The sequence below is a fragment of the Aquimarina brevivitae genome, assembly GCF_004216895.1.
GTDB lineage: Bacteria > Bacteroidota > Bacteroidia > Flavobacteriales > Flavobacteriaceae > Aquimarina > Aquimarina brevivitae.
The window spans coordinates 343,846-366,639 of sequence record NZ_SGXE01000002.1; the positions used below are offsets into that span (position 1 = coordinate 343,846).

The following is a 22,794-nucleotide window of genomic DNA, read 5'->3' on the forward strand; positions in this document are numbered from 1 at the left end:
TTTATTATACCGCTAATACTTTTTTTAATTTATCAATGCAAATTCTATTTCTAGTTTTGATAGTACCAAGAGGTATCTCTAATTCTTCTGAAGCTTCTTTTTGGGTATATCCCTTAAAAAACAGCAAATCGATTACCTTTTTGCACAAGGGTTCCAAGCCATTAATAAACTTTTTGATCCCTATGCTATCAACTTTTGCATTAAAATTTGTTTTGTCTTCTAGTATATCTACGAAATTTTCGGTGGAAAGGTTTCCTCCGGATTTTTTATAACCTTTTGACCTTGTTTTATCTATAGCAGCATTACGTGCAATATTTAAGACCCAGGTAAAAAATCTACCTTTCTTTTCGGTATAGGAGTCTATCTTTTCCCAAATTTTAAGAAAGACATCTTGAGTAACTTCTTCAGATACATCCTCATTACGTAAGATGTTAAAGACAATTCCATATACATTATCCGCGTATAGCTTATAAATTTCTTCGAAAGCTTTTTTGTCTTTATTACGTAAAGCAATAATTAATTCTGTTGGCTGCATATTACTTGTTAAGATATTGAAAAATACTATTTTGTAACCAATGCACAAAAAAAGAGTTGTCTTTTACAACAACTCTTTATATTAAAAGTATGTTATATAAATTTATTATTGGATTATTCCACCACAACTCACTCTGCTACCTGCTGCACCTGAAGGTTGAGAAGTAAAATCATCTTCTCCTTGATGAACGATAATCGCCTTACCAACGATGTTCTTTTTTTCATCATCACAACCAATACACCATTCATTAGTAGCAAAAGTAATATTTCCATTTCCATCAGCATCTGCTTTGAAATTACCGATATCACCTTTGTGATATCCAGCTGCATCACCCCATTTGCCGTGTGGTTGCATAGTTGGATTCCAATGACCTCCTGTAGATTTACCATCAGGAGAAGTACAATCCGCTTTTTCGTGGATATGAATAGCGTGAGTACCTTCTTCTAAACCACTTAATTCTGCCGTCATATTAACCATACCAGAGGCTTGTGTAAAAACAACTTTACCAGACACATCTGATTCACTCTTAGGCTCTAACATAATTTCTAAGGTAGTGACCTCGTCTTTTTGTACTTCAGGAACTTGTTTTACTTCTTCTTTAGTCGTCTCTTCATTTTCTACTTTCTTTTCTCCTTTACAATTCAAAAGAAGTAGTGAAAATATAAAAATTGAGCAAATGTTAAGTATTTTCATAAATAGCGTGTTTGTTATTTGATACGGGAAGATACTGTAGTTTTTGCTTAATGCAAAGCAATTAAAATAGAAATTATGCTTAGACTACCTGAGAATAACATATAATTAAAATTTGGTTAACTAATATTTAATATTTAACCTTTTGATTATTCAAGTGGAGTATCCATTAAACCATTAAAACTAACAATTGTTAATCTAAAAGAAGAGTTGTAAGAAATTGTTGTTTAATGATTTTAAGTAACACTTAATCAAAAGTGATTATTGAAGATGAAATTCTGCCTTTTTAAGAAACGTTTATAGTATTATTTAGTTGTGCTGACACCGTAATCTTAAGGAGGTTAATGTTGTTTTAAATGGTCTTTTTACCCAGATTATCAGGAGGTTAATTAGCTCTAATCGCCTTTAATTACTGACCTGATACCCTAAATCAATTTGAATTAAAAATATCCTATCATAAATCCTTTTTATTAAGTAATAATACTAGTATTTAACAAATATTCTGAAAAATTCTTTTGTTTATATCAAAACAGTTAAATTTTATTAATTTTAATAAACACGAACTCTAAAATTAAAACTAATGAAAAAACTGTACCTTTTGGTTGTACTACTTTTAACTATCAGTACAACCTTAATTGCACAACAAAATTTTGATGCAATTGTTAGAGATCATTTTAGTGATGATCTACAAAAAAATTCCTCAGAAGTCGATAAGGCGGAGTGGGTGATAACAGATGTTGTCCCTTCCCTTAACCCGAATGTAAAACATGTCTATGTTCAACAACGCTTTCAGGGAATTCCGATTAAATTCGCTACTTATAAGTTAACCATAAGAGACGGCAAAAAAGTAACCTGGACTATTGACCAATTTATCAAAGATGTGGAATCTAAGGTGGTTAGTGCCAAGTCTTCATTGTCACCGGAAAGTGCAATTTCTACCGTGGCCAGTAAGCACAGTATTGCTGTACCTTCGGGTTTGCAAAAATCTACTTTGACTAAAAACAATGCTCCCGTTTTTGAGTATAAGACTAATGGAGCAACTTTGGAGCCTATCAAGGTTAATCAAGAATTTATAGAGCACGAAGGCAAATTAAAATTAACCTGGAACGTAAGTCTTTATCCAAAAGACGGACAGCATTGGTGGAATGCCAATGTCGATGCAACCACAGGTAAAATATTATATGAAGAGGATTGGGTGATTTCTTGTGATTTTGGAACTCCAGATCACAGTACTCACGGACATTCATCAGCTTCGGTTTTAAATAAAACTGCTGAAAATAACATTATAGGACCTATGCCTGCACTAGCACCGGACTCCTATAATGTTTATGCAGTTCCTGTAGAAAGCCCCATACACGGAGGTCGCTCCATCGTAACCAATCCCGCAGATCCAATTGCTTCTCCGTTTGGATGGCATGATACTAATGGTAGTGCTGGGGCTGAGTTTACGATAACTCGCGGTAACAACGTTTGGGCACAAGAAGATAGAAATGGAAATAATGGTACTGGTTTTTCTCCTGATGGAGGATCAGGACTTGATTTTAATTTTCCAATAGATCTGTCTCAGTCTCCAACATCCTATCAAAGTGGTGCGATTACTAATTTATTTTACTGGAATAATATTGTACACGATGTTTTCTATCAATATGGGTTTGATGAAGCTAGTGGTAACTTCCAAGAAAATAATTATGGAAAAGGAGGCGCCGGTAGTGATTCAGTAAATGCTGATGCACAAGACGGAAGCGGAACAAACAATGCAAACTTTGCTACTCCTGGAGATGGAGGAAACCCAAGAATGCAAATGTTTCTTTGGAATCAAACGAATCCTGGGAGAGACGGAGATTTAGATAACGTGATTATCATTCACGAATATGGTCACGGAATCTCTATTCGATTAGTGGGTGGACCTAACTCAAATACACTTGGTGGTTCAGAACAAATGGGTGAAGGTTGGTCAGACTGGTTTGGGTTAATGTTAACGATGAAACCTGGTGATGTAGGTACTGCCGGAAGAGGGGTAGGATCCTATGTGTTAGGTCAACCTGCAGATGGTGCCGGTATCCGTCCAACACGTTATTCTATTGATCGTTCAATTAACAATACAGACTATGCGGATATTGATGGATTAGCTGTACCACACGGGGTTGGATACGCTTGGGCAACTATTCTTTGGGATATGACTTGGGCATTAATTGATGCAGAAGGTTTTGATCCTGATTTATACAATGGAACAGGTGGTAACAATATTGCATTAGCGCTGGTAACCGAAGGACTAAAAAATACAGCCAATAACCCTGGTTTTGTATCTGGTCGTGATGGAATTTTACAAGCAGATCAAGACTTGTACGGTGGGCAATACAATTGTATTATCTGGAAAGCCTTTGCCGACAGAGGAGTTGGTCAAGGAGCCAATGAAAATAATAACGGTGGATCAAACGGAAAAACAGATCAGACTGTTTCTTTCGTGAATCCTTGTGATAACCCTCCACCACCACCTGGGGGAGACTGTTCAGGAGATATTTCTTCCTTCCCTTATAACGAGAGTTTTGAAGGATCAGTGGGTGACTGGGTTCAAGAAACAGGTGATGATTTAGATTGGACAGTAAATTCAGGCACCACTCCATCATCAGGAACAGGACCAAACGGAGCTATAGATGGTAATTCTTACATATACGTTGAAGCTTCAGGTAATGGCACTGGTTTTCCTAACAAGCAAGCTATTTTGAGTTCTTCTTGTCTTGACTTTAGTGGATTGACATCTCCATCCCTAAACTTTCAGTATCATATGATAGGAAGTGATGTAGGTACTTTTGATGTAGAAGCTAGAGTGAATAATACAGGTGATTGGGTTAGCATATTTAATCGATTTGGGGCACAAGGGACGGACTGGAATACTGCTGCAGTAGACCTATCAGCCTATGCTGGAGAGGCTGTGGTTCAGCTTCGCCTAAATGTAACTACAGGAGCTAGCTGGCAAGGTGATATTACTGTTGACGGATTAAGTATAACAGATGGTAACACACCACCGCCACCAGGTGGATGTTCGGGTGGTATCACTTCGTATCCATATAATGAAAGTTTTGAAGGTTCTATCGGAGCTTGGTCGCAAGCATCTGGTGATGACCTGGACTGGTCAGTGAATTCTGGCGGAACACCATCATCCAATACTGGGCCAAGCAGTGCGGCAGATGGTAGCTCTTATATCTACGTGGAGGCATCAGGAAACGGAACAGGTTTCCCAGATAAACTAGCGGTATTGGAGTCACCTTGTTTAGATTTAACTTCTATAGCTGATCCTACATTAAGTTTCCAATATCATATGTTTGGTAGTGCTATCAATTCATTGAATGTTGAAGCCAGAGCGGGTACTAATGCCTGGGCAAGCGTGTTTAGCAGAAACGGTCAACAAGGTAGCACCTGGAATACTGCATCTGTAGATCTATCGGCCTATGCTGGCGAAGCAAGCGTACAATTACGTATAAGTGTACGAACCGGTACTGGGTCTAGCGGATGGCAAAGTGATATCGCCATCGATGCCTTAAGCATTACGGACGGAGGAACTCCACCACCGCCACCTTGCGATAGCTTAAACTTTAACAGCTTTACCATTAATGCATTTGCTAATCAAGATGCAGCTGGTAATTATACCATAATCAATGGAGGTGATGCGCTGTCTTTAAGCAATAATACCTGGAAATTTATACCATTAGGCTATACAGTTACTTCAAATACAGTAATTGAGTTTGACTTTAGCAGTAGTTCACAAGGTGAAATCCACGGTATCGCTTTTGAAGATGATAATACGTTGACTTCCACAAGAGTGTTTAAAGTACATGGTTCTCAAAATTACGGAATTACTAATTATGATAACTATTCCGGAGGAACTACTACTTATGTAATTCCTGTAGGTAATTTCTATACCGGTAATATGGATCGATTAGTATTTATTAATGATAATGATGCAGGATCAGGTAATACCTCAATCTTTTCTAATGTAAAGATTTATGAAGGATCGTGTGCGGGATCTCCAATTGTTGCTGACTTTGGTAATGCCAATCCAATTTATGGAGATGAAGACGAAGGATTATTAGGTGCGATCTCATTGACGCCTAACCCTACACGAAATAACTTTACCGTTGAAGTAAGTAAGAATTTTGCCAAAAATGCAGGTGAAATTACTGCGACAATCTATTCTATTATTGGTAATAAGCAATCTGTACTTAAACTAAGTGCAGGTGTTAATAGTCTATCGGCTAAAAGCCTTAATTTAAGAACAGGTATCTACCTGATTAAAATTGAGAGCCCTGGAGAAGAACCAGTGATTCAAAAGCTTGTAGTTCAATAAAAAGAATTGTTTTGTTTATTTAACTATAATTCTAAAAAGTGCCTTAGTAACTTAAGGCACTTTTTTTACCTTAATAAATTTCGAACGATCTTCAAATTTAAAAATGTATAATAAGACCAACAAAGGAACAAAACCGTGAGCTAAACGATAAACAACTTGATAAAAATATTGATGAAATGAGTCAAGTGGATATTCCCAATTAAAATTAGCCACAATACGGGCAAAAGCAGTTAGTAAACCCCATAATATGGCATAGGTAAGAGCTCCTAATGCTGCTTTGGGTATAAAAATTAAAATTGCAAGGATAAAATCTAAAACCCCAGCTATGTATAAAAAGGTAATGGCACTTTGCTCAGAGCAATCAAAAATCTGAATAACCATATCTACAAAGTTTCCAGGTACAGGATAAAATCCAAAAGCATAAAGCCCATGAGAAAAGAAGGTTAGTGCGATCAATATTTTGAGTATCAGTATAAAATGCTTTTGATCGTAGCGTTGAGAAAAGCGGAAAAGTAGAACAAAAGGCAGTCCAAATTGAATGCTGTGTTCAAAGAATTGTGCTGCGTGGTAAAATTTTTCTTTAGTTAATAAAACCGTCAAAAACACTAAGGATATGCCTCCTAGTACAATGATCGCTTTTTGCCATTTTTTAGGTTGCATCGTTAATCTAATTGCTGCGATAGCGGCAAAAAGATAAATGAGACCATTAGCCAACACTATATTTTGGATAAAGGTATCCGTAGTCGCACTGGTGGCATACTCCTGCCAACTCATAGAAGACAAACCTTCTACAATAGGTTTGAGTAGGGATTCATCCCAAAAAAAAGTTCGATAAGGAGCATCCCAAAACAGGTGTTGCCAGGCTCTGCCAATAAAAATGAAGAAAACAGAAAGTTTTAAAAGTAAAAAAGTTGGATTTTTCATACTACAAAATAAAGAAGTCTAATGTTAACTAGAGTTGAAGCTGTGGTTATGTTTATACCAAGTTATTGTTAACAAATTTAACTTTTTATAAATATTCTAAGCTAACAATTTAGCAGTACATATTAGTATTAATTTTGGTCTTAAGTAACCTAACACACAAAACATGAAAAAAATACTAAGCGTACTTTGTCTTTGTGTTACCATATTTTCTTATGGTTCTAATGACAAATACAGATTAACCCTTCGGGGCAATCCTGCTACTTCTATTGTAGTGGCGTGGAACCAAACATCGGGTAGTAGCCCTATTGTTTATTATGGAACTACTGATTTTGGAACTGATTATACCAATTATCCCAATACAAAAACTCCTGATAGAGTGGTGTCTTATAAAGGAATGAATAATCACTTTGCCAGACTTACAGGACTTCAACCTAATACAGCCTACTATTTTGTTATTAGAGATAGCCAGGGTACCAGTCAACGGTTTTGGTTTAAGACTGCACCAAGTGATAATTCAAGGTTATCGTTTATCGCTGGCGGAGACTCTCGTAATAATAGAACACCTCGTCAAAATGCCAACCGACTGGTAGCAAAACTGAAACCTAATGCAGTGCTTTTTGGAGGGGATATGACGGATGATGACACCAATAGTCAATGGCAAAACTGGTTTAATGACTGGCAATTGACTACTGCTGCTGATGGAAGGATGTTTCCTATAATTGCGGCAAGAGGCAACCACGAGGGTAGTAATAATAGTATTTATCATTTGTTTGATGTACCATCCACCAGTGTTTATTATGCTATTACTTTTGGAAATAATTTAATACGTACCTATACCCTTAATACTGAAATATCGATTTCAGGAAACCAAACCAGCTGGTTAAATAATGACCTTTCTAACAATTCCAACACAATCTGGAAAATGGCACAGTATCATAAACCAATGCGACCACACGTGTCCTACAAGTCTGAAGGAAACAATCAGTACAATAACTGGGCTCAATTATTTTATACCAATGGAGTAAAATTAGTGGTAGAGTGCGATGCTCATACTGTAAAAAGTACCTGGCCAGTACGTCCTTCTTATGACTCAGGCAGCGATGAAGGCTTTGTACGCGACGATCAAAATGGTACCGTGTACGTCGGAGAAGGATGTTGGGGTGCACCATTGCGCTCCAATGATGATAATAAAAACTGGACTCGAAATTCTGGTAGATTTAATCAATTCAAATGGATATTTGTTGATGAACAAAAGATTGAAACCAGAACCATTCGAACAGACAATGCCACGCAAGTAGGATCCGTTTCTAATAACAATCCTTTTCAGATTCCATCCAATCTTGATGTATGGAATCCCTCAAACGGTAGTGTGGTAACCATTTACAAAAGCAATGATCCCGACCCAGATCCTAGTGGAACAATTACTGCTAGTATAAGTACTGGAGGAGATGATGTAGAGGAAGATAAAAATGGAACTATTTATGACAATAGTAGTGACTTAGAGCTGGTATATGACAGCTATAATAATAGCAGTTTTCAGGTAATTGGATTGAGATTCCAGGCGATTAACCTGCCTAAAAATGCGACAATTACCAGTGCTTATCTTCAGTTTACAGCAGATGAGAGTCATAGTACTGCTACGGAATTAGAAATTGCCATGCATAATAGCAGTAATTCACCTGTATTTACCAATAGTAATAACGTATCGGGTAGAGCTGTGTTTTCTAATAAAGTAACCTGGAATCCCTCATCCTGGTCTTCTGGCCAAAGTGGATCTGAACAACGTTCTCCAAATTTGAAAAACATGGTACAGCAGCTGGCCAATACGGCGAGTTGGAACCCAGGAAATAGTGTTAGTTTTATTATAAGAGGTAAAGGTGCAAGTCTAAGTAATACTTCAGCAAAACGCGTGGCGGATTCTTATGAAGGGGGAGCAGCAAATGCGCCAAGATTAATCATCAATTACGACACAGGAACTACATCTCAATATGCACTTACCACGGCTGTGAGTGGTCAGGGCACAGTATCTGGAAACGGGTCTTATGATGCAGGTGAATCTGCTTCGTTATTGGCAACACCAGCGGCTGGTTGGGAGTTTTCTGGATGGAGCGGAGATGCTTCAGGAACAAACAACCCGATTACACTAGTGATGAATTCGGATAAAACCGTTACCGCTAATTTCACTCAAGTTCCAGTAGATGAACCCAACACAGTGGAGGTTGCTATTACTCAAGGTTCTGATGACGTAGAGGAAGATAAAAACGGTAACATTTACTCCAACAGTAGTGACCTGGAGTTGGTATACGACAGTTACAATAACTTTAGTTATCAAGTAATTGGACTGCGATTTAGAGGGGTAGCTATTCCACAAAATGCGACAATTACAAATGCCTACTTACAATTTACTGCAGATGAAAGTAATAGTGCCGGGGCTTCTTTAGAAATCTCGTTACATAACTCTGGTAATTCTCCAGCATTTACAACATCCAATAATGTATCGGGTAGAAATACGTTTGCACAGCGTGTACTATGGTCTCCATCATCGTGGTCTAGTGGTCAAAGTGGGTCAGCTCAGCGATCTCCGGATTTGAGGACAATGGTTCAAAGCTTAGTAAATAGAAGTGATTGGTCCTCTGGTAATGATCTAAGTTTCGTTATTAAAGGTAGCGGTGTAAGTTTAAGTAATACTTCAGCGAAGCGGGTAGCAGACTCCTATGAGGGTGGAAGTAGTAGAGCAGCAAGATTATTTGTAACCTATGTAGTAGATAAATCGAATTCTCCTTCAAAACCTAACGCTATTGTGGCAGATAAGGCATCTTGGGTAGTGTATCCAAATCCATTTAGTGATGCAATGCATATAGCTTTTACGAATTCTGATCAAAAAAGTTTTGAAGTGGTAATGTATGATATTCATGGCAAAGTAGTACATCGATCAGCATTTAGGGGAAAGTCAGGTAGTAATACATTAGTTATTAATCCACCTTTAGTACCTAAAGGAATGTATTTACTATCCATTACTGACGAAGGTGGGGAAATTATGGTAACCAAACGCATAATTAAACAGTAATTAAATTTTATTTGGCACCAAATGGCTTGAATAAGCTATTTAAAATACTAACCAACTAGTAATACTTAATAATTATTTTTATTTTGAAGGGAGACTTGTGCCACAGGTCTCCCTTTATAGTTATAAACCTTTATTAACCCATGAAATATACCATCCACCACGAAGAAGTTGTTTATAATGGCTTCCTTCAAATCAAGAAAGCCCAAATCACTCACGATCGATTTCATCATCAAGAACCAATTTCTTATGACAGAGAAGTACTGGATAAAGGTGATTGTATTGCTGTATTACTATTTGAAAAAGACACGAATTGCATCATACTGATAAAGCAGTTTCGGTATCCCACGGTTAAACATACTACGGGTTGGTTTGTAGAATTACCTGCAGGAGCGATTGAAGATAACGAAGACCCTAAAAATGCTGCTTATCGCGAAGTAGAAGAAGAAACAGGTTATACCGTAGCGGAACTGGAGCATATACAAACTTTTTATGCCACACCGGGCAGCTCAACGGAACGTATGTTTTTATTTTATGGAGAAGTAACTACGAGTGACAAAGAAGCGGCTGGTGGCGGCGCATCTTATGAAGATGAAGATATTGAGATTGTTAAACTACCGGTTGCTGAAATACCTCACTTACTTCAGTCTCATACCCTTCCAGATGCTAAAACGATCATTGCGCTGCAATGGTTTTTGATGCAAAACAAATTAAAATTTTAGCTATGGATACTAATTTCAAAATAGAGTTTTTAGATCATGTCGCGATACGGGTTAAAGATATTAAGGTGTCTGTAGAGTGGTATGAGCGTGTACTAGGTTTAAAGAAATACCAATTACCAGCTTGGGGCGAAGTTCCTATCTTTATGATGTCTCATAAAACTGGAGTAGCTTTGTTTCCTGCACAGCTACAGGATGAACCCCTTAATTCATTATCCAAAAATGTAAAAATAGATCACTTTGCTTTTCAGGTAACTTCAAAAAACTTTGAGAAGGCAAAACGAAAATTTGAAGCTTTGGATATAGCCTTTGAGTTACAGGATCATCATTATTTTGATTCCCTGTATATCAAAGATCCGGATGGTCATACCGTAGAATTAACTACGTTAAAAGTCAGTGAAAATGAATTCTATCTGTAAGTTCGTTGATGTTAGTCTATTTCATTTGGGTAATTGATCACACTTTTTAGTTCTTTTTAAGTGTAAATTTCGGAGTCTTGATAGCCTCCAGGCAATCAGGTTTTGGAAGTGTGTTGGGATCATTAAAAAAATCGTTTGCAGCTTCCATAGCACAAGGGTTACTCCAGTTTGTGGTAGGCGTATGTTTCCAGCCTTTAAAAATTAGATGGTAACTGTTGCGAAGATGTTTTGTCATTAATGCTCCCCATTTTACCGGAGTTTCATTATCATATTCACCATTAATTACTAGAACGGGAATATTACTTTGTATTGGCTGATTTTCGATAGGAGCTACTTTTTTCACTTCCCAAATTTTACAAATTTCATCTTCAAATACTACCGGAGATAATCCAAGCACTTCAGGGTATTTTGTTGTTTCATCCTGAATTCGTTTTTGTGAACTGAAAGGGTATTCCTCGGCGCACCAAACAGAAAGTCGCATTCCAATTCCTGATCCTGGACCAGGTTTTTGAAATAATTGTAATAATTGAGTTTCCAGGGTGCTTAGATCACCGTTTAAGATCTTTTCTATTTCATAGGGGATATGAGGTACTTCTGCAGTAGAAGCGGAGGTAAATAAGTTGATGATATCTTTACCTCTGAGATAAAATAGTACCTCTTTTTTAGTCGTAGGATGTTGTATGTTTAATGCGAGTGGGTTTTGTGTAGTGGCGGTAAGAAACTTATAGAAGCGTTGCTTTAAGTTAGGGTAGGTGCTGTCGCATTCTGCATTGGATGCACAATCTGATAAAATGGCATAAAGAGACTCCAAAAGGTTGCCTACGCTTTCTTCATCATAGTTGACCTGTAGTGGAAGCGGAGAATCCATAACCACACTTCTTATTCGTTCTGGGTAATCTCGCATTAGTACTTGAGCTATTTTTGTACTATAAGAGATGGTTAATAAATTATATGTTTCGATTTTCAATACATTGACCAGGTCGTTAATGTCCGCTGCAATATCTGTCGTGGTGTAGCTATTAAGATCAATCCCCTGTTGTGTTAATCGTTTTTTACATTTTATAGCAGCATTTTCTAAAAGCTCGTTTTGTTTCTCATTCTTATCAGTGTTAAGGTTTGAGGTGTAAACTGCCTGAGACCATTCCGGGCAATCTAAGCTTGGTTGAGCAAAGGCAGTACCACGTTGTTCGATCAAAATAAAATCTCGATCATCTAAATACATGTAGTATTTCATATATTGTGCTGATGGCATGGTAGTGGAGCCAGGACCGCCTACCGTATAAATAATAGGGTCTAATTGTGGATCAGTATTTCTGCTCTTAAAGATGTAAACCGGTAGTTTAATCCTTGGACCATTTGGTTTAGCTCTATTTTCCAACACTTCAAGATATCCAAATGTGTATTGTTGTTCTTTTGAGATGGTATGGGTAGTTTTTTTGGACTCTGTAAAGGAAGGCGAATATGATGTATTATGTTCTACGGACTTACAAGCTACAAGCATCAAGGCTAAGCACAAAAGGTTGATTAATTTCATCATAGTACTTAGTTTACTTTTGAAGCTTTCCAAACCGATAAAAAGTTGCGGTCAATGGCGTGGGTAGTTCCGTGTAATATTCCATCTTCGTAATAAAAAGTTGTATGATAGGTACCCGAACCGTCACCAGAAAGTAAAGCACCATAAATGATACCCAGTTGCGCGTTGATTTTAGCATTTTTTATATTCACTCCTTTGCGATAAAATTCACCTTCAAATGAATTGTTCTCTACTACGGTAATCTTCATATAAGCAAAATTAGCATCCGTACTATCTTGTGGACTCATATCCAGCTTCCATTCTCCTAATAATACGTTGAGATTTGGTTTAGTTGTGTTCAACTGTATTGAGTTTGAAGAGAGTGATACTAAACAAATAAAAATAGTAAGTAACGTTTTCATTTTTTTCAGATTTTATAATGTTGAGCCAAAACTATACTTTTTTACTAGGCAAATCGTCTCAATTCGCTAGTTGAACCCTATCTTAATAAAGATAATGATGTCATTTTGTAATATGATACCGCTATGCGTCAAGTTTTAAATCACTAGGAGAAACTCCCAATTGTTTTTTTATCGCACGATTGAAGGAGGATTTGGAGTTGAAACCAGCTTCTAAAGCCAAACTTAGTAAAGTGTATTTAGAGTTATCAGCATCTTTAAGCAATTCTTGCACTTCTTTTACTCGATAAGCATTGATATAATCATTAAACCGTTTATCAAAAATGACGCTAAGGCATCTTGAAATAAGATAGGACTTAGTTTCCAATGCCTGGGCTAATTTTTGAAGTGAGAGTTCCTGATTTTTATAAAGTTTATCTGTTTTCATTATTGCTTCAAGTTTATCAGCCAACTCTTGAAGTTTTTGTTGTTCTTCGTTTGTAATGTGCTTTTTAATCTCAATTTCGGGATCATTTCTTCTTGAAAAACCTTCAACTCCAATCCAATAGGTTAGTATTGCTATACCAATAAAGAAAGGGTAATAATAAAAGCGTGTAAAATAAAAGTAAGACTCTTGATTTGCTGAAGTGTAAATAACTAGATCGGCCAAAAGGATAATAAAAACCAGACAGAAATAGAGTAAAAAGGCATTGACGATACGCTTAATCCACTTTAGCTTGGTGTTGGATATTTCATATATTTCCTGAATGTCTTCAATAAGTTTTCGGGATTTATACGCGTACCCAATAATTAGTAGGCTGGCAATAATATATATGGTTGGGTTATTCATCCAAACCACATATCCATAGTATCCGAGCCAGGATAGGCTTTCTCTGGTGCCATCCCAGTATATATTTTGCAATCTTACAAAAACACTGCATATGATTTGTATGCCGACAGGGAGTAAATGGATCCACTGCTTCTTTTGTATTTTTAAATTGGGTTGTGTTTGCGCTTTGGTATAAAAATATATCAAGGCACCGTGGACCCAACTTAAATCAATCATTATGTAATACCATCCATCATAATACCCTAAACCAAATAATCTCATAATTTGGATCCAAAGGCGATACGAAAATAAAAGTAGAGTAGTAGCCAAAATCCGATTAGCCAATTTATTATGGGCAGTAGATTGAAATAAAATCATACTATAAACAAGCCCTTGAAGGCACCCTATGGATAAAAGTACGATAATGAAGATTTTGCTTACCTCCATAGTAAGGAACTATCAATTTTATGATTTGGTTTTGAACAGTTCAATGCTTTTAAAAGTTTATAGCAAAGTTATGTAGGGTTCAATATAAGCATAATCTTAGATTCTTTAAAGGGTATAATTGGAGTATTCTGTTATAAAAAACCACATCGTTTATGGATTGTTTCAAAACGACGTGGTTATATAGGGTAAAAAGATCATAATGTTTAATACACAGCGGTCGTTGCTATTTTTTTGTTTGCTTCAAGATCTGCTGCTACGCTTTCTAATTTCATTCGAATAGTTTTCAAAGCTATCTTGCGCAAAGGGATCCGTAGTGAAGGATTTTCAGAATTAACAACTTCAAGTATTGCTTTTGCAGCCTTGATTGGGACACCTTCTTGTTTGCCGTGGACTCCTTTAAGTTTTGTTCTGAAGCTTCCCGCCGTATCCTCATAATCGTCAATTCTTTTTTTGGCTTGTCCTAAACCTTCTCCCGCAAAATTAGTTCGAAATGGTCCAGGTTCGATAATACTAACCTTAATGCCAAGTGGTGAAACTTCTTGAGCGAGGGCTTCACTAAACCCTTCTAAGGCGAATTTACTGGCATTATAGATTCCAAAACCTGCAAAAGATTTAATTCCACCGTGAGAGGAAATCTGTACAATATGTCCTTTCTTTTGTTTTCTCATCACCGGTAGCACTTGTTGTGTTAAGGCAAGTACGCCAAAAAAATTGGCTTCAAAAACTGCTCTAACTTCCTCCATAGAAGACTCTTCAACCGCACCTATAAAACCAACACCAGCGTTATTGACTAACACATCGATTTTACCAAATTTTGAGACTATGATGGATACCAAATCTGTAATGGCAGCAGTATTGGTAACATCCAGTTGAAAAGCAAATCCGCTGTCTGGATTATTCTTATTAAAAGTGGCTACCTGACTTTCCTTTCGAAAAGTCCCGATAACAAATGCTCCGGTTTCCATAACGGATTGAGCAAGTGCTTTACCCAATCCGCTAGAAATTCCTGTAATTAACCAAATTCTTTTTTCCATTATTTTACGGTATTTTTTTCTTGAAGTGCGCTAAGAATTGTTGAAGCCTCCACACGATTTCGATAATCACCATCAATAGCTTTCGCAAAAGAAATAGTACCATCCTGTTCGATAATAAATACCGCAGGGACAGGTAATTCTTGGGAGTCATCCGTATAAAAACTATTAAAATCAATGCCTAGTGCTGCCATTGCAGACACAGAGGATTCAGCGTTGGTAAAAACCGTAGTGAATTGTCTGGCTACAATGTTACCATTGTCACTTAATACTTCAAATTTTAAAGCATTTTTTTCTTTTGTACTAAGTGAAGCGTCAGCAGATTGAGGTGATATCGCCACTAAATTAGCTCCTAAAGCTTTAATTTCATGAAGTACCTGTTGGTATTGATTAAGTTGTAAGTTGCAGTAAGGGCACCAATTACCTCGATAAAATGTTAATACCACTTTTCCTTTTTTTAGTAGCGACTGTAAGCTAATCGTTTCATCGACGGCATTAGATAAAGAAAAAAGAGGTGCTTGGTCACCTACTTTTTTTTGAAGAATAGAAGTGTGTGTTTGTTGTAACTGCTTAGCGTCAGTATCAAAAACCGCTAATGCTTCATCAGGTAACATCGTGGCTAAATTGTTTTGTAGTTCTTTTAATCCTTCTGAGTATGAAGGTGCTTTTGTGATCGTACTCATAATACCTTGTTTTAAGTGATGTCATTATTGACATTACAAAGTTGAGGTATTAGGATTCTCTAAAAAATGAACTGAATTATCAAATGATCTTGAACTAGTTCAAGATTTAGTAGCTAAACGTTTGCGTATTTTACTTAAAAATTCAGCGGACATCCCCAGATAGGACGCTAATGCATATTGAGGTACCCGTTGTACGATGGAGGGATATAAGTTATGAAACTCTATAAATCGTTCTTCAGCTGATTTTCCTAAATTGGACAAAACCCGACGTTGTGAAAACGCAAAAGACTTTTGAGCGACTAGTCTAAAGAACCGTTCAAATTTTGGATTGCTATCGCAAAGATTTTCAACATCCTGATATCCGATTTGTTGAACTAGGGAATCTTCGAGTGCTTCAACAAATAAGGAGGCAGGAGTTTGATTGATGTAACTATTAAAATCGCTAATAAACCAGTCTTCAACAGCAAACTGAATGGTATGTTCTAAACCTTCTTTGTTAACAAAATAACTTCTAAACGCTCCATCAATAACATAGGTTTGATGAGCACATACAAAACTAGGTTGAACAATAAATTGACGACGCTTAACCCGAGTAGTTCTAACGATGGCAATTAATTGCTTTTCATCCTCTTCGGTTAGCGCTACATAGCGTTTAATATTAGCTAATATGTTTTGGTAATTGTTCAAAAGTTTCTACTCATTTTCATATCAATTCATAGCAAGGTATGCAATACAGAAGCACCATATAAGCGCTACACTATTCGATGATGATCATATCTACTACACATGCTGATCAATTAAAATCGCATTGCCATCGGGGTCAAATAAGGTAATACTTCCTGGTCCTTTAGTGGTTTCATCTACCTCGCTTTCTAATTGTACGCCTTCTTTTTTCAAGTGTTGTTGTATCACTCTTACATCATCATAATGTTCAAGGGTATTCGCATCAGCATCCCAACCTGGATTAAAGGTCAATATATTGCCTTGGAACATGCCCTGAAACAAACCAATTAAGGCATTTTCATTTTTCATAATCAAGTACTTTTGTTCTGTATTACCTGCAAATACGGTAAACCCTAATTTTTCATAAAAGGCTTTGGAATCTTCGAGATTTTTAACGCTTAGACTGATGGATTGTGCTCCTAATTTCATAATGTGTGGTTTTTGGTTGTTTAGTTACGGTTACAGGTTAAGTCAAAGAATGGAAGGGTGTCTTATAATTTAAGTAATTTTCGTATCTAACTAAAATACGAATTATATGGTTAACAAAGGTATTCCCTTTTTTGCCTGATAAAAAGTATAGCCAATCCAACTTGCATATGAAAGCCCAAATAGTAACACCGCAATGAGTTGAGTAATCTGAGGTCTTTTTTCATTTCGGGATATTGCGAAGGCAAAAAGCGGAATGATCTGTATGGCGTGTAATCCAAAAAAGTGTGCTACTCTCAAATCTCCGCCTAAAGTACTCCAATTTAATAATGGTAGTCCCTCACCACCATCAGCTACACCTACATTATGAGCCATCTGTGCTATCATTTGTCCTCCAATCCAGCTCCCAAAAATTAGTATGATCCATCCCATTAATATACCTAACTGCACAGATTTTTTAGTGTGGAGCTTTAATCGAAGTGTTTCGATCGCAAAAAAGATCATTATCAATACATTGATACCTACAAGTAACCCCATTAACCCAAATAGGATACCATCAAGGGCATTAGACTGATTGTAATGCGATTGGACACCTCGTGCACCCTGCACTACAATGATCAAAATTTCAAAAAGCATTGTCCAGGAAACCCAGTTGCGAAGGATATTTTTCTTTTTAACGGAAAAAGGATAAAGCGTGATTAAAAACCCTACGGTCAGTACATAAATTCCTCCTGAAATCGTAAATTTAAAAGGTTTTATCCACACGTTGATTCCCATTAGCATACGATCATCCAAAAGAACTCCAAGCGCACATCCTAAAGCCAAAATAAAATGAATCCAAACAATGGTGTAAAGTATAGGACTCTCTTCTTTTACGGTATAAAAAATATACTTCAAAGAGTTCATGACCTTCTTTTTTTAACTCCTTTTATGATCATAAATAGTAAAAATCCTAAAGGGCCGAACATAAAGGTTGCTAGTAGGCAAGGTGCTATAATCAATTGATGCGCTTTTAGCGTTTTGTTTTGATCCAAAATCCACATCCCTACGATAAGGTCAAAGGCCAGATAATGTACCCATCCGGCAAGCACGGCATTTTCTTCTGTAAATAGGGCCATAACAGCTTCAAGGCTTCCGAAATCCATATTACCACCCGTTTGAAAAGCTTGAAAGATAAAAACCGCATATACTAAAGAAAGTAATATGGGAATTACTTTGTAGTCAATAAGAAAACGAGTTACCCGCCAATTAGGAACAATAATCATCAAAAGCCACATAAGCAGCGCTACGGTATTTGTTAAGGAAAAGATGTCTGAAGGAGTCATGGTTAAAGTTGTTTTGTTTTGACAATATAAGGAACAAAGTTGATAATTATAGATTATTAATTTTATGTAGTAAAGTTATGATAAGAATTTAAAATGAAGGTTTTAATCATACGACTTGTTACCTTTGAGCGTTATAAATACAAGAAATACATTAATATTATTTATATGACTTTTCATTTCATCAAAAAGTATACGCTGTGCTCGATTTTTGGGCTAATTATAGTTTTATCATTAACTAGTTGTGTTGATGAAAGTAACGAAACTAGCGAACAGCCACCAGCTAGTGATGAAAGTTTTATACCTTTGGTTGCATATGATATGGCTACAGGATTGCAGGGAGATTCATTTCTTGGTTGGCGCAAATCGGTTTATGATGACGGTCAGGCATTATCCTCTGGAAAGAGTATTAAAATATCTATCTCGCCGGGTGAACCGTTGCCAACCTGCTCTGGGGAACATAGGTTTGGTGGTAAAGCCTTGTTTCCACAAGGAGTTGTAATTCCACAAGGTAATACGATTTGGTTTAGAATGATGTTGTATATACCAAATACGTTTAGTTTTGGTCATAAATACAGTGTGGGTGACAATGCCGAGGCGGATGCTTGTGGACAAAATGCAGATGGTAATCGATGGATCAAGTGGATGGTAATGTCTCCTGATGTTGGTACGGCAAGGATATATTTAATGCCTTCTGGTAGTCGCAGAATTATAGAAGGAGGAAATGAGGTTAGAATTATTTCGGAAACACTACAAGCTCCGGGTGATTTTGAAATTGACCTACCACGAAATGAATGGTTTTCATTACAGGTAGCGGTAAAAGTGTCTTCTAATGAAGATGGTTTTATAAAAGCCTGGCTTAATGATACCTTTTTAGGCGAAGTACAAGGTAAAAATATCACATCGGGTGCTTCTTTAAAAGATTGGGGGTTAGGAGATTATTGGAATGGTATTCCCTGGACGGATGGTGAAGCAGGTAGAACAGATTTTTGGGTAGATGAGATTATTATTGCCTCAGATATTAATGGGTTTGGCGCACCAACTACCAAAGATAGTCAGGGCAATGTATACATAGCATCTGGGGTAAGGGTCGCAGACTTTAACTAATATAGAATTACAATAATTTAGTAATTACCTGAGTTTCCGTATGTAATGTTTTATGTACTGGGCATTTATCTGCTATTTCTAAGATTTTAGCTTTTTGGGCATCATCTAGATTTCCTTTGAGTTCAATTTCCCGTTCAAAAGTATCGATCTTAGCGGTAGGATTTTCGCAATTATCGCAGTCTTCTTTGTGCTTCTTATCATAAGATGTATGGACTTCAACATTTTGTAGATTCCAACCTTTTCTACTTACATACATTTTAATAGTCATTGCCGTACAAGCTGCCAATCCTGCAGATACGAGCTCGTAGGGAGTAGGGCCAAAATTATGACCACCAACCTCAGTCGGTTCATCGGCAATCATATGATGCGAACCTACTTTCATTTGTGTAGTATAGCCATCGGCGTTATCGAGTTGAGCCACTACGTGATGCTCACTTTTAAGTACGGAAGCCTCAGGTATAGCAACATAGCGCGTAGCCCAACCCGCAATAACATTACCTACATAAATAGAATCTTCTTTATTTGTTAAGAGATGGTCAGCACCATCCAGAGAAACAAAACTTTTAGGATGTTTGGCTGCTGTATAAATGTCTTCAGCGTTTTTGATCCCTACGGTAGTGTCTTGTGGTGAATGCAATATGAGTAGCGCTTTATTTAGTACTTTAACTGTAGAAGCCAATGATTTGGTTTTTAAATCCTCCAAAAACTGTTTTTTGATGGTAAAGTCTCGTCCACTAAGATTTACCACAGCTTTGCCGTGCTGTTCAATTTCTTCGATACTACTTTTTAGTAGGTGGGTGACATGATCTGGATCTGAGGGCGCCCCGATAGTAGCTATCGCACGTATTGATTTTATTTTTGCTGCAGCAAATATGGTAGCGGCACCACCTAATGAATGTCCTATAAGTAGGGTAGGAGCTGCGTACTGCTCGGTTAAAAAATCAGCTGCTGCAATGAGGTCTTCTACGTTGCCCGAAAAGTTAGTGTCTGCAAAATCACCTTCACTTTCCCCAAGTCCGGTAAAATCAAATCGTAGCACTCCAAATCCTTTTGCCGTTAACGCTCGACTTATATTACGTACTGCCCCAAGATTTTTAGTACAGGTAAAACAATGTGCAAAAATGGCAAAATTATGAGGATGTTGATCTGTCGGGAGCTCTAAGCGCCCTGTAAGGGTTTGATTAGATGGGTTGGTAAAGGTAACTTTAGTGAGACTCATAAGACTGATTTTATACTTAAATGTCGGGTTTTTGCCAAAGAAATAACTGAGCTCCTGGGTTAAATGTCTGTTAAAAGGCGTACTTTTGAATTCAATAAAAGAACTATTTAAAAGATATTATATGGCTTTTGGTTTTGGCCCGGGATCAGATATGATAAAATCATATCAATCAAATAGAAAGCAGCTAGGAAAGAAAAAATCACTTAAGGAAACTAGCAAACAGTATAAGGGAATGCATCAAGAAGGAATACGTAGTGATGATTTTTCTGAAGAAGATATCTTTCAATTTAAAAACGCTTTTAGAGAAAAAGCAGCTAAAGAAAGAAAGCAAAACAGACTATTGTTCATTACTGCTTTTCTATTTGTTTTTGTGGTATTTTATTGGGTTTTATTCACCTAAAAGCCTAACTCTTATCTTCTGCACGGATTTTTAGCGCTTCTTGAAATAAAGTTCTATACGAAGGACCTATTGCAAGTTTGCCAAGACTCGTATTGATATGAGAAGTCTCATAGGATTCAATACGATTAAGGTTAACAATAGTTGATTTATGAATCTGAATAAAGTCACTTCCCAGATGCTCTAAAGCCTCTTGTATGGATTCTCTAGCTAATACTTTTTTCTCTTCGGTGTAATAGGTTATATAATTTCCATCTTTAGCCAAGTATACGATAGCATCTTTGTTTAATTTTACTTGTTTAGCGCCACTTTTTATAAATAATTCTTTTGATGATTGATTCTCTTTGATTACGGTCGCAGATGGTATATTCTCGTTAAGTTGTACAACAGCTTTTAAAAACCGTTCAAAGGCTATTGGTTTTAGTAAATAATCAGTTACCTGATATTCATAGCTTTGTACTGCATACTCAGCATATGCAGTGGTCAAAATAATGTGAGGTGGGTTTTTTAAAGTTTGTAAGAATGAAATACCCGAAAGTTGGGGCATATTGATATCTAAAAAAATAAGATCAACGCTTTTAGTTTGTAAAAACGCTAGTGCTTCCACAGGGTTTCTAAAACTCTGTATGCATTCGATAAAAGGAATCTTGGCGATATAGCGCTGCAGTAATTCTATAGCGTTGGGTTCGTCTTCTATAATGATGGCTCTAATCACTTATTTTTTTATAATTAAAGTTACTGAAAAAATAGCTTCTTTGTCTTTGATCGACAAGGAATGGGAGCCTGGATATATGAGGGCTAGTCGTTTTTTTACATTTTCTAATCCAATACCGGAGTATTGATTTTCAAATTCGGTTTTTTCCGTAGGGTGTTTTGAATTTTCAACGGTAAATTTAATTTGATCTGTGGTGGCTTTAAGTTTTATGATAATGAAGGACGGATGTGCTATGCGTAGTCCGTGTTTAAACGCATTTTCCACTAAAGGAATCAGTAACCGAGGAGCTACTTGTAGCGTATCAGTCTCTATTTGGTGTGAAAAAGTGATATCAAAAGGGTCTTCAATGCTATATTTAAGTTGTTGCAATGCAATAAAATTAGTGATAAACTCAATTTCTTTTTGAATGGTAATTTGATCTGATTTAGTATCGTAGATCATAAATCGCAACAAATCTGAAAGCTTAATAATACCTTCAGATGTTTCTTTACATTCGTTGCGTTCGGATATGGCCAATAAATTATTCAATGCATTAAACATAAAATGTGGATTGATCTGGGATTGCATTAACTGTAGTTCTGCGGCAATTTTTTCTTTTTCTAATAAAGCTTGTTGAGCTTCCATTTTTAGTTGGTGCCTTATGATTCCATATACAATCGCGATACTAAGTAATAGCAGATTGATTGTTGCAAAAAACCGAATCATAATGAGAACGATCTCATCTCCTTGAATAAATACAATTAATAATTGAGTCGCCACCAATAAGAGTAAACAAAGGACTACAGCTACACTACATTTTAAATACCGTTTTGTAGCATAGTAATTAGGTATTACATAAAAAGTGATGAGATAAAAAATCGGAAGTATTGTTAACAGTCCCCAAAAATGGCGTTCCTGAAAAACAGACATCTCTAAAGTCTCTTCGATTATGATACCATTGTTGTCCTCTACAATATTTTCAATTACTCCGGTCTCTGTGGTAAATACGAGTATAGCTGCGGCGGCCGCCCAAAAGACCAGATTGAAAAGTAGTTCAATATACTGTTGTAAAGTCAGTTTTTTATCATGCATACTTCAAAAGTAAATATTTTGGATATATGCCTGGACTGGATGTTATGAAACGCTACCAAAATGGTAGGAACAACTCCAAAAAGTGTTGAAAGGAGTTCATCACACCCTAGCTGTCAGTTATACCAAAGTTGATAGGGGTACTACCATTTTTTTGTAAAGGACCAGGTATGAATTTACTATTGTAATGAATTTTAAAAACGAAGTTATACACTCAAAT

21 protein-coding genes are annotated in these 22,794 nt (G+C 36.6%); 6 read left to right on the forward strand and 15 right to left on the reverse strand.

The window, feature by feature from the left end; all coding sequences use genetic code 11:
- Positions 1-4 precede the first annotated feature (4 nt).
- Positions 5-535: an RNA polymerase sigma factor gene (locus EV197_RS09365; RefSeq protein WP_130286492.1), complete on the reverse strand. Its 531-nt coding sequence runs from the start codon at positions 533-535 to the stop codon at positions 5-7.
- Between the two features lie 105 nt (positions 536-640).
- On the reverse strand, positions 641-1,228 hold the full coding sequence (locus EV197_RS09370) for a superoxide dismutase family protein (protein WP_130286493.1): 588 nt from the start codon (positions 1,226-1,228) through the stop codon (positions 641-643).
- A 577-nt stretch (positions 1,229-1,805) separates the two neighbouring features.
- Here EV197_RS09370 and EV197_RS09375 point away from each other — a divergent pair.
- The gene (locus EV197_RS09375) at positions 1,806-5,570 is read left to right on the forward strand and encodes a M36 family metallopeptidase (RefSeq protein ID WP_130286494.1); all 3,765 of its coding nucleotides are present in this window, start codon (positions 1,806-1,808) and stop codon (positions 5,568-5,570) included.
- A 51-nt stretch (positions 5,571-5,621) separates the two neighbouring features.
- Here the strand turns inward: EV197_RS09375 and EV197_RS09380 are convergent, their stop codons facing one another.
- Positions 5,622-6,494: a DoxX-like family protein gene (locus tag EV197_RS09380; RefSeq protein WP_130286495.1), complete on the reverse strand. Its 873-nt coding sequence runs from the start codon at positions 6,492-6,494 to the stop codon at positions 5,622-5,624.
- A gap of 163 nt (positions 6,495-6,657) precedes the next feature.
- Between EV197_RS09380 and EV197_RS09385 the strand changes: the two genes are divergently transcribed.
- From EV197_RS09385 to EV197_RS09395, 3 genes are all read left to right on the forward strand, one after another.
- On the forward strand, positions 6,658-9,561 hold the full coding sequence (locus EV197_RS09385; RefSeq protein WP_130286496.1) for an InlB B-repeat-containing protein: 2,904 nt from the start codon (positions 6,658-6,660) through the stop codon (positions 9,559-9,561).
- A gap of 140 nt (positions 9,562-9,701) precedes the next feature.
- Positions 9,702-10,280 (forward strand): NUDIX domain-containing protein, encoded by a 579-nt coding sequence (locus EV197_RS09390; RefSeq protein ID WP_130286497.1) that lies wholly within the window; start codon positions 9,702-9,704, stop codon positions 10,278-10,280.
- A gap of 2 nt (positions 10,281-10,282) precedes the next feature.
- Positions 10,283-10,696 (forward strand): VOC family protein, encoded by a 414-nt coding sequence (locus EV197_RS09395; RefSeq protein WP_130286498.1) that lies wholly within the window; start codon positions 10,283-10,285, stop codon positions 10,694-10,696.
- A gap of 46 nt (positions 10,697-10,742) precedes the next feature.
- Here the strand turns inward: EV197_RS09395 and EV197_RS09400 are convergent, their stop codons facing one another.
- The 9 genes from EV197_RS09400 to EV197_RS09440 form a co-directional block, all read right to left on the reverse strand.
- Positions 10,743-12,233, reverse strand: a complete 1,491-nt coding sequence (locus EV197_RS09400; protein WP_130286499.1) for an alpha/beta fold hydrolase — start codon at positions 12,231-12,233, stop codon at positions 10,743-10,745.
- 5 nt (positions 12,234-12,238) lie between these two features.
- Positions 12,239-12,631, reverse strand: coding sequence for a hypothetical protein (locus EV197_RS09405; RefSeq protein ID WP_130286500.1), 393 nt, complete (start codon positions 12,629-12,631; stop codon positions 12,239-12,241).
- Between the two features lie 121 nt (positions 12,632-12,752).
- On the reverse strand, positions 12,753-13,718 hold the full coding sequence (locus EV197_RS09410; RefSeq protein ID WP_165389034.1) for a helix-turn-helix domain-containing protein: 966 nt from the start codon (positions 13,716-13,718) through the stop codon (positions 12,753-12,755).
- 368 nt (positions 13,719-14,086) lie between these two features.
- A complete protein-coding gene (locus tag EV197_RS09415) occupies positions 14,087-14,917 on the reverse strand; it encodes an oxidoreductase (protein ID WP_130286502.1) in 831 nt (276 codons plus the stop codon).
- Positions 14,917-15,597, reverse strand: a complete 681-nt coding sequence (locus tag EV197_RS09420; protein ID WP_130286503.1) for a peroxiredoxin-like family protein — start codon at positions 15,595-15,597, stop codon at positions 14,917-14,919. The genes EV197_RS09415 and EV197_RS09420 overlap by 1 nt, the downstream gene beginning before the upstream one ends.
- A gap of 99 nt (positions 15,598-15,696) precedes the next feature.
- The gene (locus EV197_RS09425) at positions 15,697-16,284 is read right to left on the reverse strand and encodes a Crp/Fnr family transcriptional regulator (RefSeq protein ID WP_130286504.1); all 588 of its coding nucleotides are present in this window, start codon (positions 16,282-16,284) and stop codon (positions 15,697-15,699) included.
- A 93-nt stretch (positions 16,285-16,377) separates the two neighbouring features.
- Positions 16,378-16,749 carry a VOC family protein gene (locus EV197_RS09430; RefSeq protein ID WP_130286505.1) on the reverse strand — a complete coding sequence of 124 codons (372 nt, stop codon included), beginning with the start codon at positions 16,747-16,749 and terminating at the stop codon, positions 16,378-16,380.
- 102 nt (positions 16,750-16,851) lie between these two features.
- A complete protein-coding gene (locus EV197_RS09435; protein ID WP_130286506.1) occupies positions 16,852-17,652 on the reverse strand; it encodes a hypothetical protein in 801 nt (266 codons plus the stop codon).
- Positions 17,649-18,071 carry an ABA4-like family protein gene (locus tag EV197_RS09440; protein ID WP_130286507.1) on the reverse strand — a complete coding sequence of 141 codons (423 nt, stop codon included), beginning with the start codon at positions 18,069-18,071 and terminating at the stop codon, positions 17,649-17,651. Before EV197_RS09440 ends, EV197_RS09435 begins: the two co-directional genes overlap by 4 nt.
- 93 nt (positions 18,072-18,164) lie before the next feature.
- Between EV197_RS09440 and EV197_RS09445 the strand changes: the two genes are divergently transcribed.
- Positions 18,165-19,175, forward strand: a complete 1,011-nt coding sequence (locus tag EV197_RS09445; protein WP_130286508.1) for a heparin lyase I family protein — start codon at positions 18,165-18,167, stop codon at positions 19,173-19,175.
- A gap of 7 nt (positions 19,176-19,182) precedes the next feature.
- Here EV197_RS09445 and EV197_RS09450 read toward each other — a convergent pair whose 3' ends face one another.
- Positions 19,183-20,394: a bifunctional alpha/beta hydrolase/OsmC family protein gene (locus tag EV197_RS09450; RefSeq protein WP_130286509.1), complete on the reverse strand. Its 1,212-nt coding sequence runs from the start codon at positions 20,392-20,394 to the stop codon at positions 19,183-19,185.
- A gap of 85 nt (positions 20,395-20,479) precedes the next feature.
- On the opposite strand from EV197_RS09450, the gene EV197_RS09455 reads away from it, so the two are divergent.
- Entirely contained in the window at positions 20,480-20,794 is a 315-nt protein-coding gene (locus tag EV197_RS09455; protein ID WP_130286510.1) for a hypothetical protein, read from the forward strand.
- A gap of 4 nt (positions 20,795-20,798) precedes the next feature.
- Here the strand turns inward: EV197_RS09455 and EV197_RS09460 are convergent, their stop codons facing one another.
- Together EV197_RS09460 and EV197_RS09465 are read right to left on the reverse strand one after the other, a co-directional pair.
- Positions 20,799-21,506: a LytR/AlgR family response regulator transcription factor gene (locus tag EV197_RS09460; protein WP_130286511.1), complete on the reverse strand. Its 708-nt coding sequence runs from the start codon at positions 21,504-21,506 to the stop codon at positions 20,799-20,801.
- Complete coding sequence (locus EV197_RS09465; protein WP_130286512.1) at positions 21,507-22,577, reverse strand: sensor histidine kinase; 1,071 nt, start codon at positions 22,575-22,577, stop codon at positions 21,507-21,509.
- Between the last annotated feature and the right edge of the window lie 217 nt (positions 22,578-22,794).

What these genes read in the sequence shown, in the direction of transcription:
- EV197_RS09365 (WP_130286492.1), bottom strand. Translation starts at nt 535, where the DNA reads ATGCAGCCAACAGAATTAATTATTGCTTTACGTAATAAAGACAAAAAA.
- EV197_RS09370 (WP_130286493.1), bottom strand. Translation starts at nt 1,228, where the DNA reads ATGAAAATACTTAACATTTGCTCAATTTTTATATTTTCACTACTTCTT.
- EV197_RS09375 (WP_130286494.1), top strand. Translation starts at nt 1,806, where the DNA reads ATGAAAAAACTGTACCTTTTGGTTGTACTACTTTTAACTATCAGTACA.
- EV197_RS09380 (WP_130286495.1), bottom strand. Translation starts at nt 6,494, where the DNA reads ATGAAAAATCCAACTTTTTTACTTTTAAAACTTTCTGTTTTCTTCATT.
- EV197_RS09385 (WP_130286496.1), top strand. Translation starts at nt 6,658, where the DNA reads ATGAAAAAAATACTAAGCGTACTTTGTCTTTGTGTTACCATATTTTCT.
- EV197_RS09390 (WP_130286497.1), top strand. Translation starts at nt 9,702, where the DNA reads ATGAAATATACCATCCACCACGAAGAAGTTGTTTATAATGGCTTCCTT.
- EV197_RS09395 (WP_130286498.1), top strand. Translation starts at nt 10,283, where the DNA reads ATGGATACTAATTTCAAAATAGAGTTTTTAGATCATGTCGCGATACGG.
- EV197_RS09400 (WP_130286499.1), bottom strand. Translation starts at nt 12,233, where the DNA reads ATGATGAAATTAATCAACCTTTTGTGCTTAGCCTTGATGCTTGTAGCT.
- EV197_RS09405 (WP_130286500.1), bottom strand. Translation starts at nt 12,631, where the DNA reads ATGAAAACGTTACTTACTATTTTTATTTGTTTAGTATCACTCTCTTCA.
- EV197_RS09410 (WP_165389034.1), bottom strand. Translation starts at nt 13,718, where the DNA reads ATGAGATTATTTGGTTTAGGGTATTATGATGGATGGTATTACATAATG.
- EV197_RS09415 (WP_130286502.1), bottom strand. Translation starts at nt 14,917, where the DNA reads ATGGAAAAAAGAATTTGGTTAATTACAGGAATTTCTAGCGGATTGGGT.
- EV197_RS09420 (WP_130286503.1), bottom strand. Translation starts at nt 15,597, where the DNA reads ATGAGTACGATCACAAAAGCACCTTCATACTCAGAAGGATTAAAAGAA.
- EV197_RS09430 (WP_130286505.1), bottom strand. Translation starts at nt 16,749, where the DNA reads ATGAAATTAGGAGCACAATCCATCAGTCTAAGCGTTAAAAATCTCGAA.
- EV197_RS09435 (WP_130286506.1), bottom strand. Translation starts at nt 17,652, where the DNA reads ATGAACTCTTTGAAGTATATTTTTTATACCGTAAAAGAAGAGAGTCCT.
- EV197_RS09440 (WP_130286507.1), bottom strand. Translation starts at nt 18,071, where the DNA reads ATGACTCCTTCAGACATCTTTTCCTTAACAAATACCGTAGCGCTGCTT.
- EV197_RS09445 (WP_130286508.1), top strand. Translation starts at nt 18,165, where the DNA reads ATGAAGGTTTTAATCATACGACTTGTTACCTTTGAGCGTTATAAATAC.
- EV197_RS09450 (WP_130286509.1), bottom strand. Translation starts at nt 20,394, where the DNA reads ATGAGTCTCACTAAAGTTACCTTTACCAACCCATCTAATCAAACCCTT.
- EV197_RS09465 (WP_130286512.1), bottom strand. Translation starts at nt 22,577, where the DNA reads ATGCATGATAAAAAACTGACTTTACAACAGTATATTGAACTACTTTTC.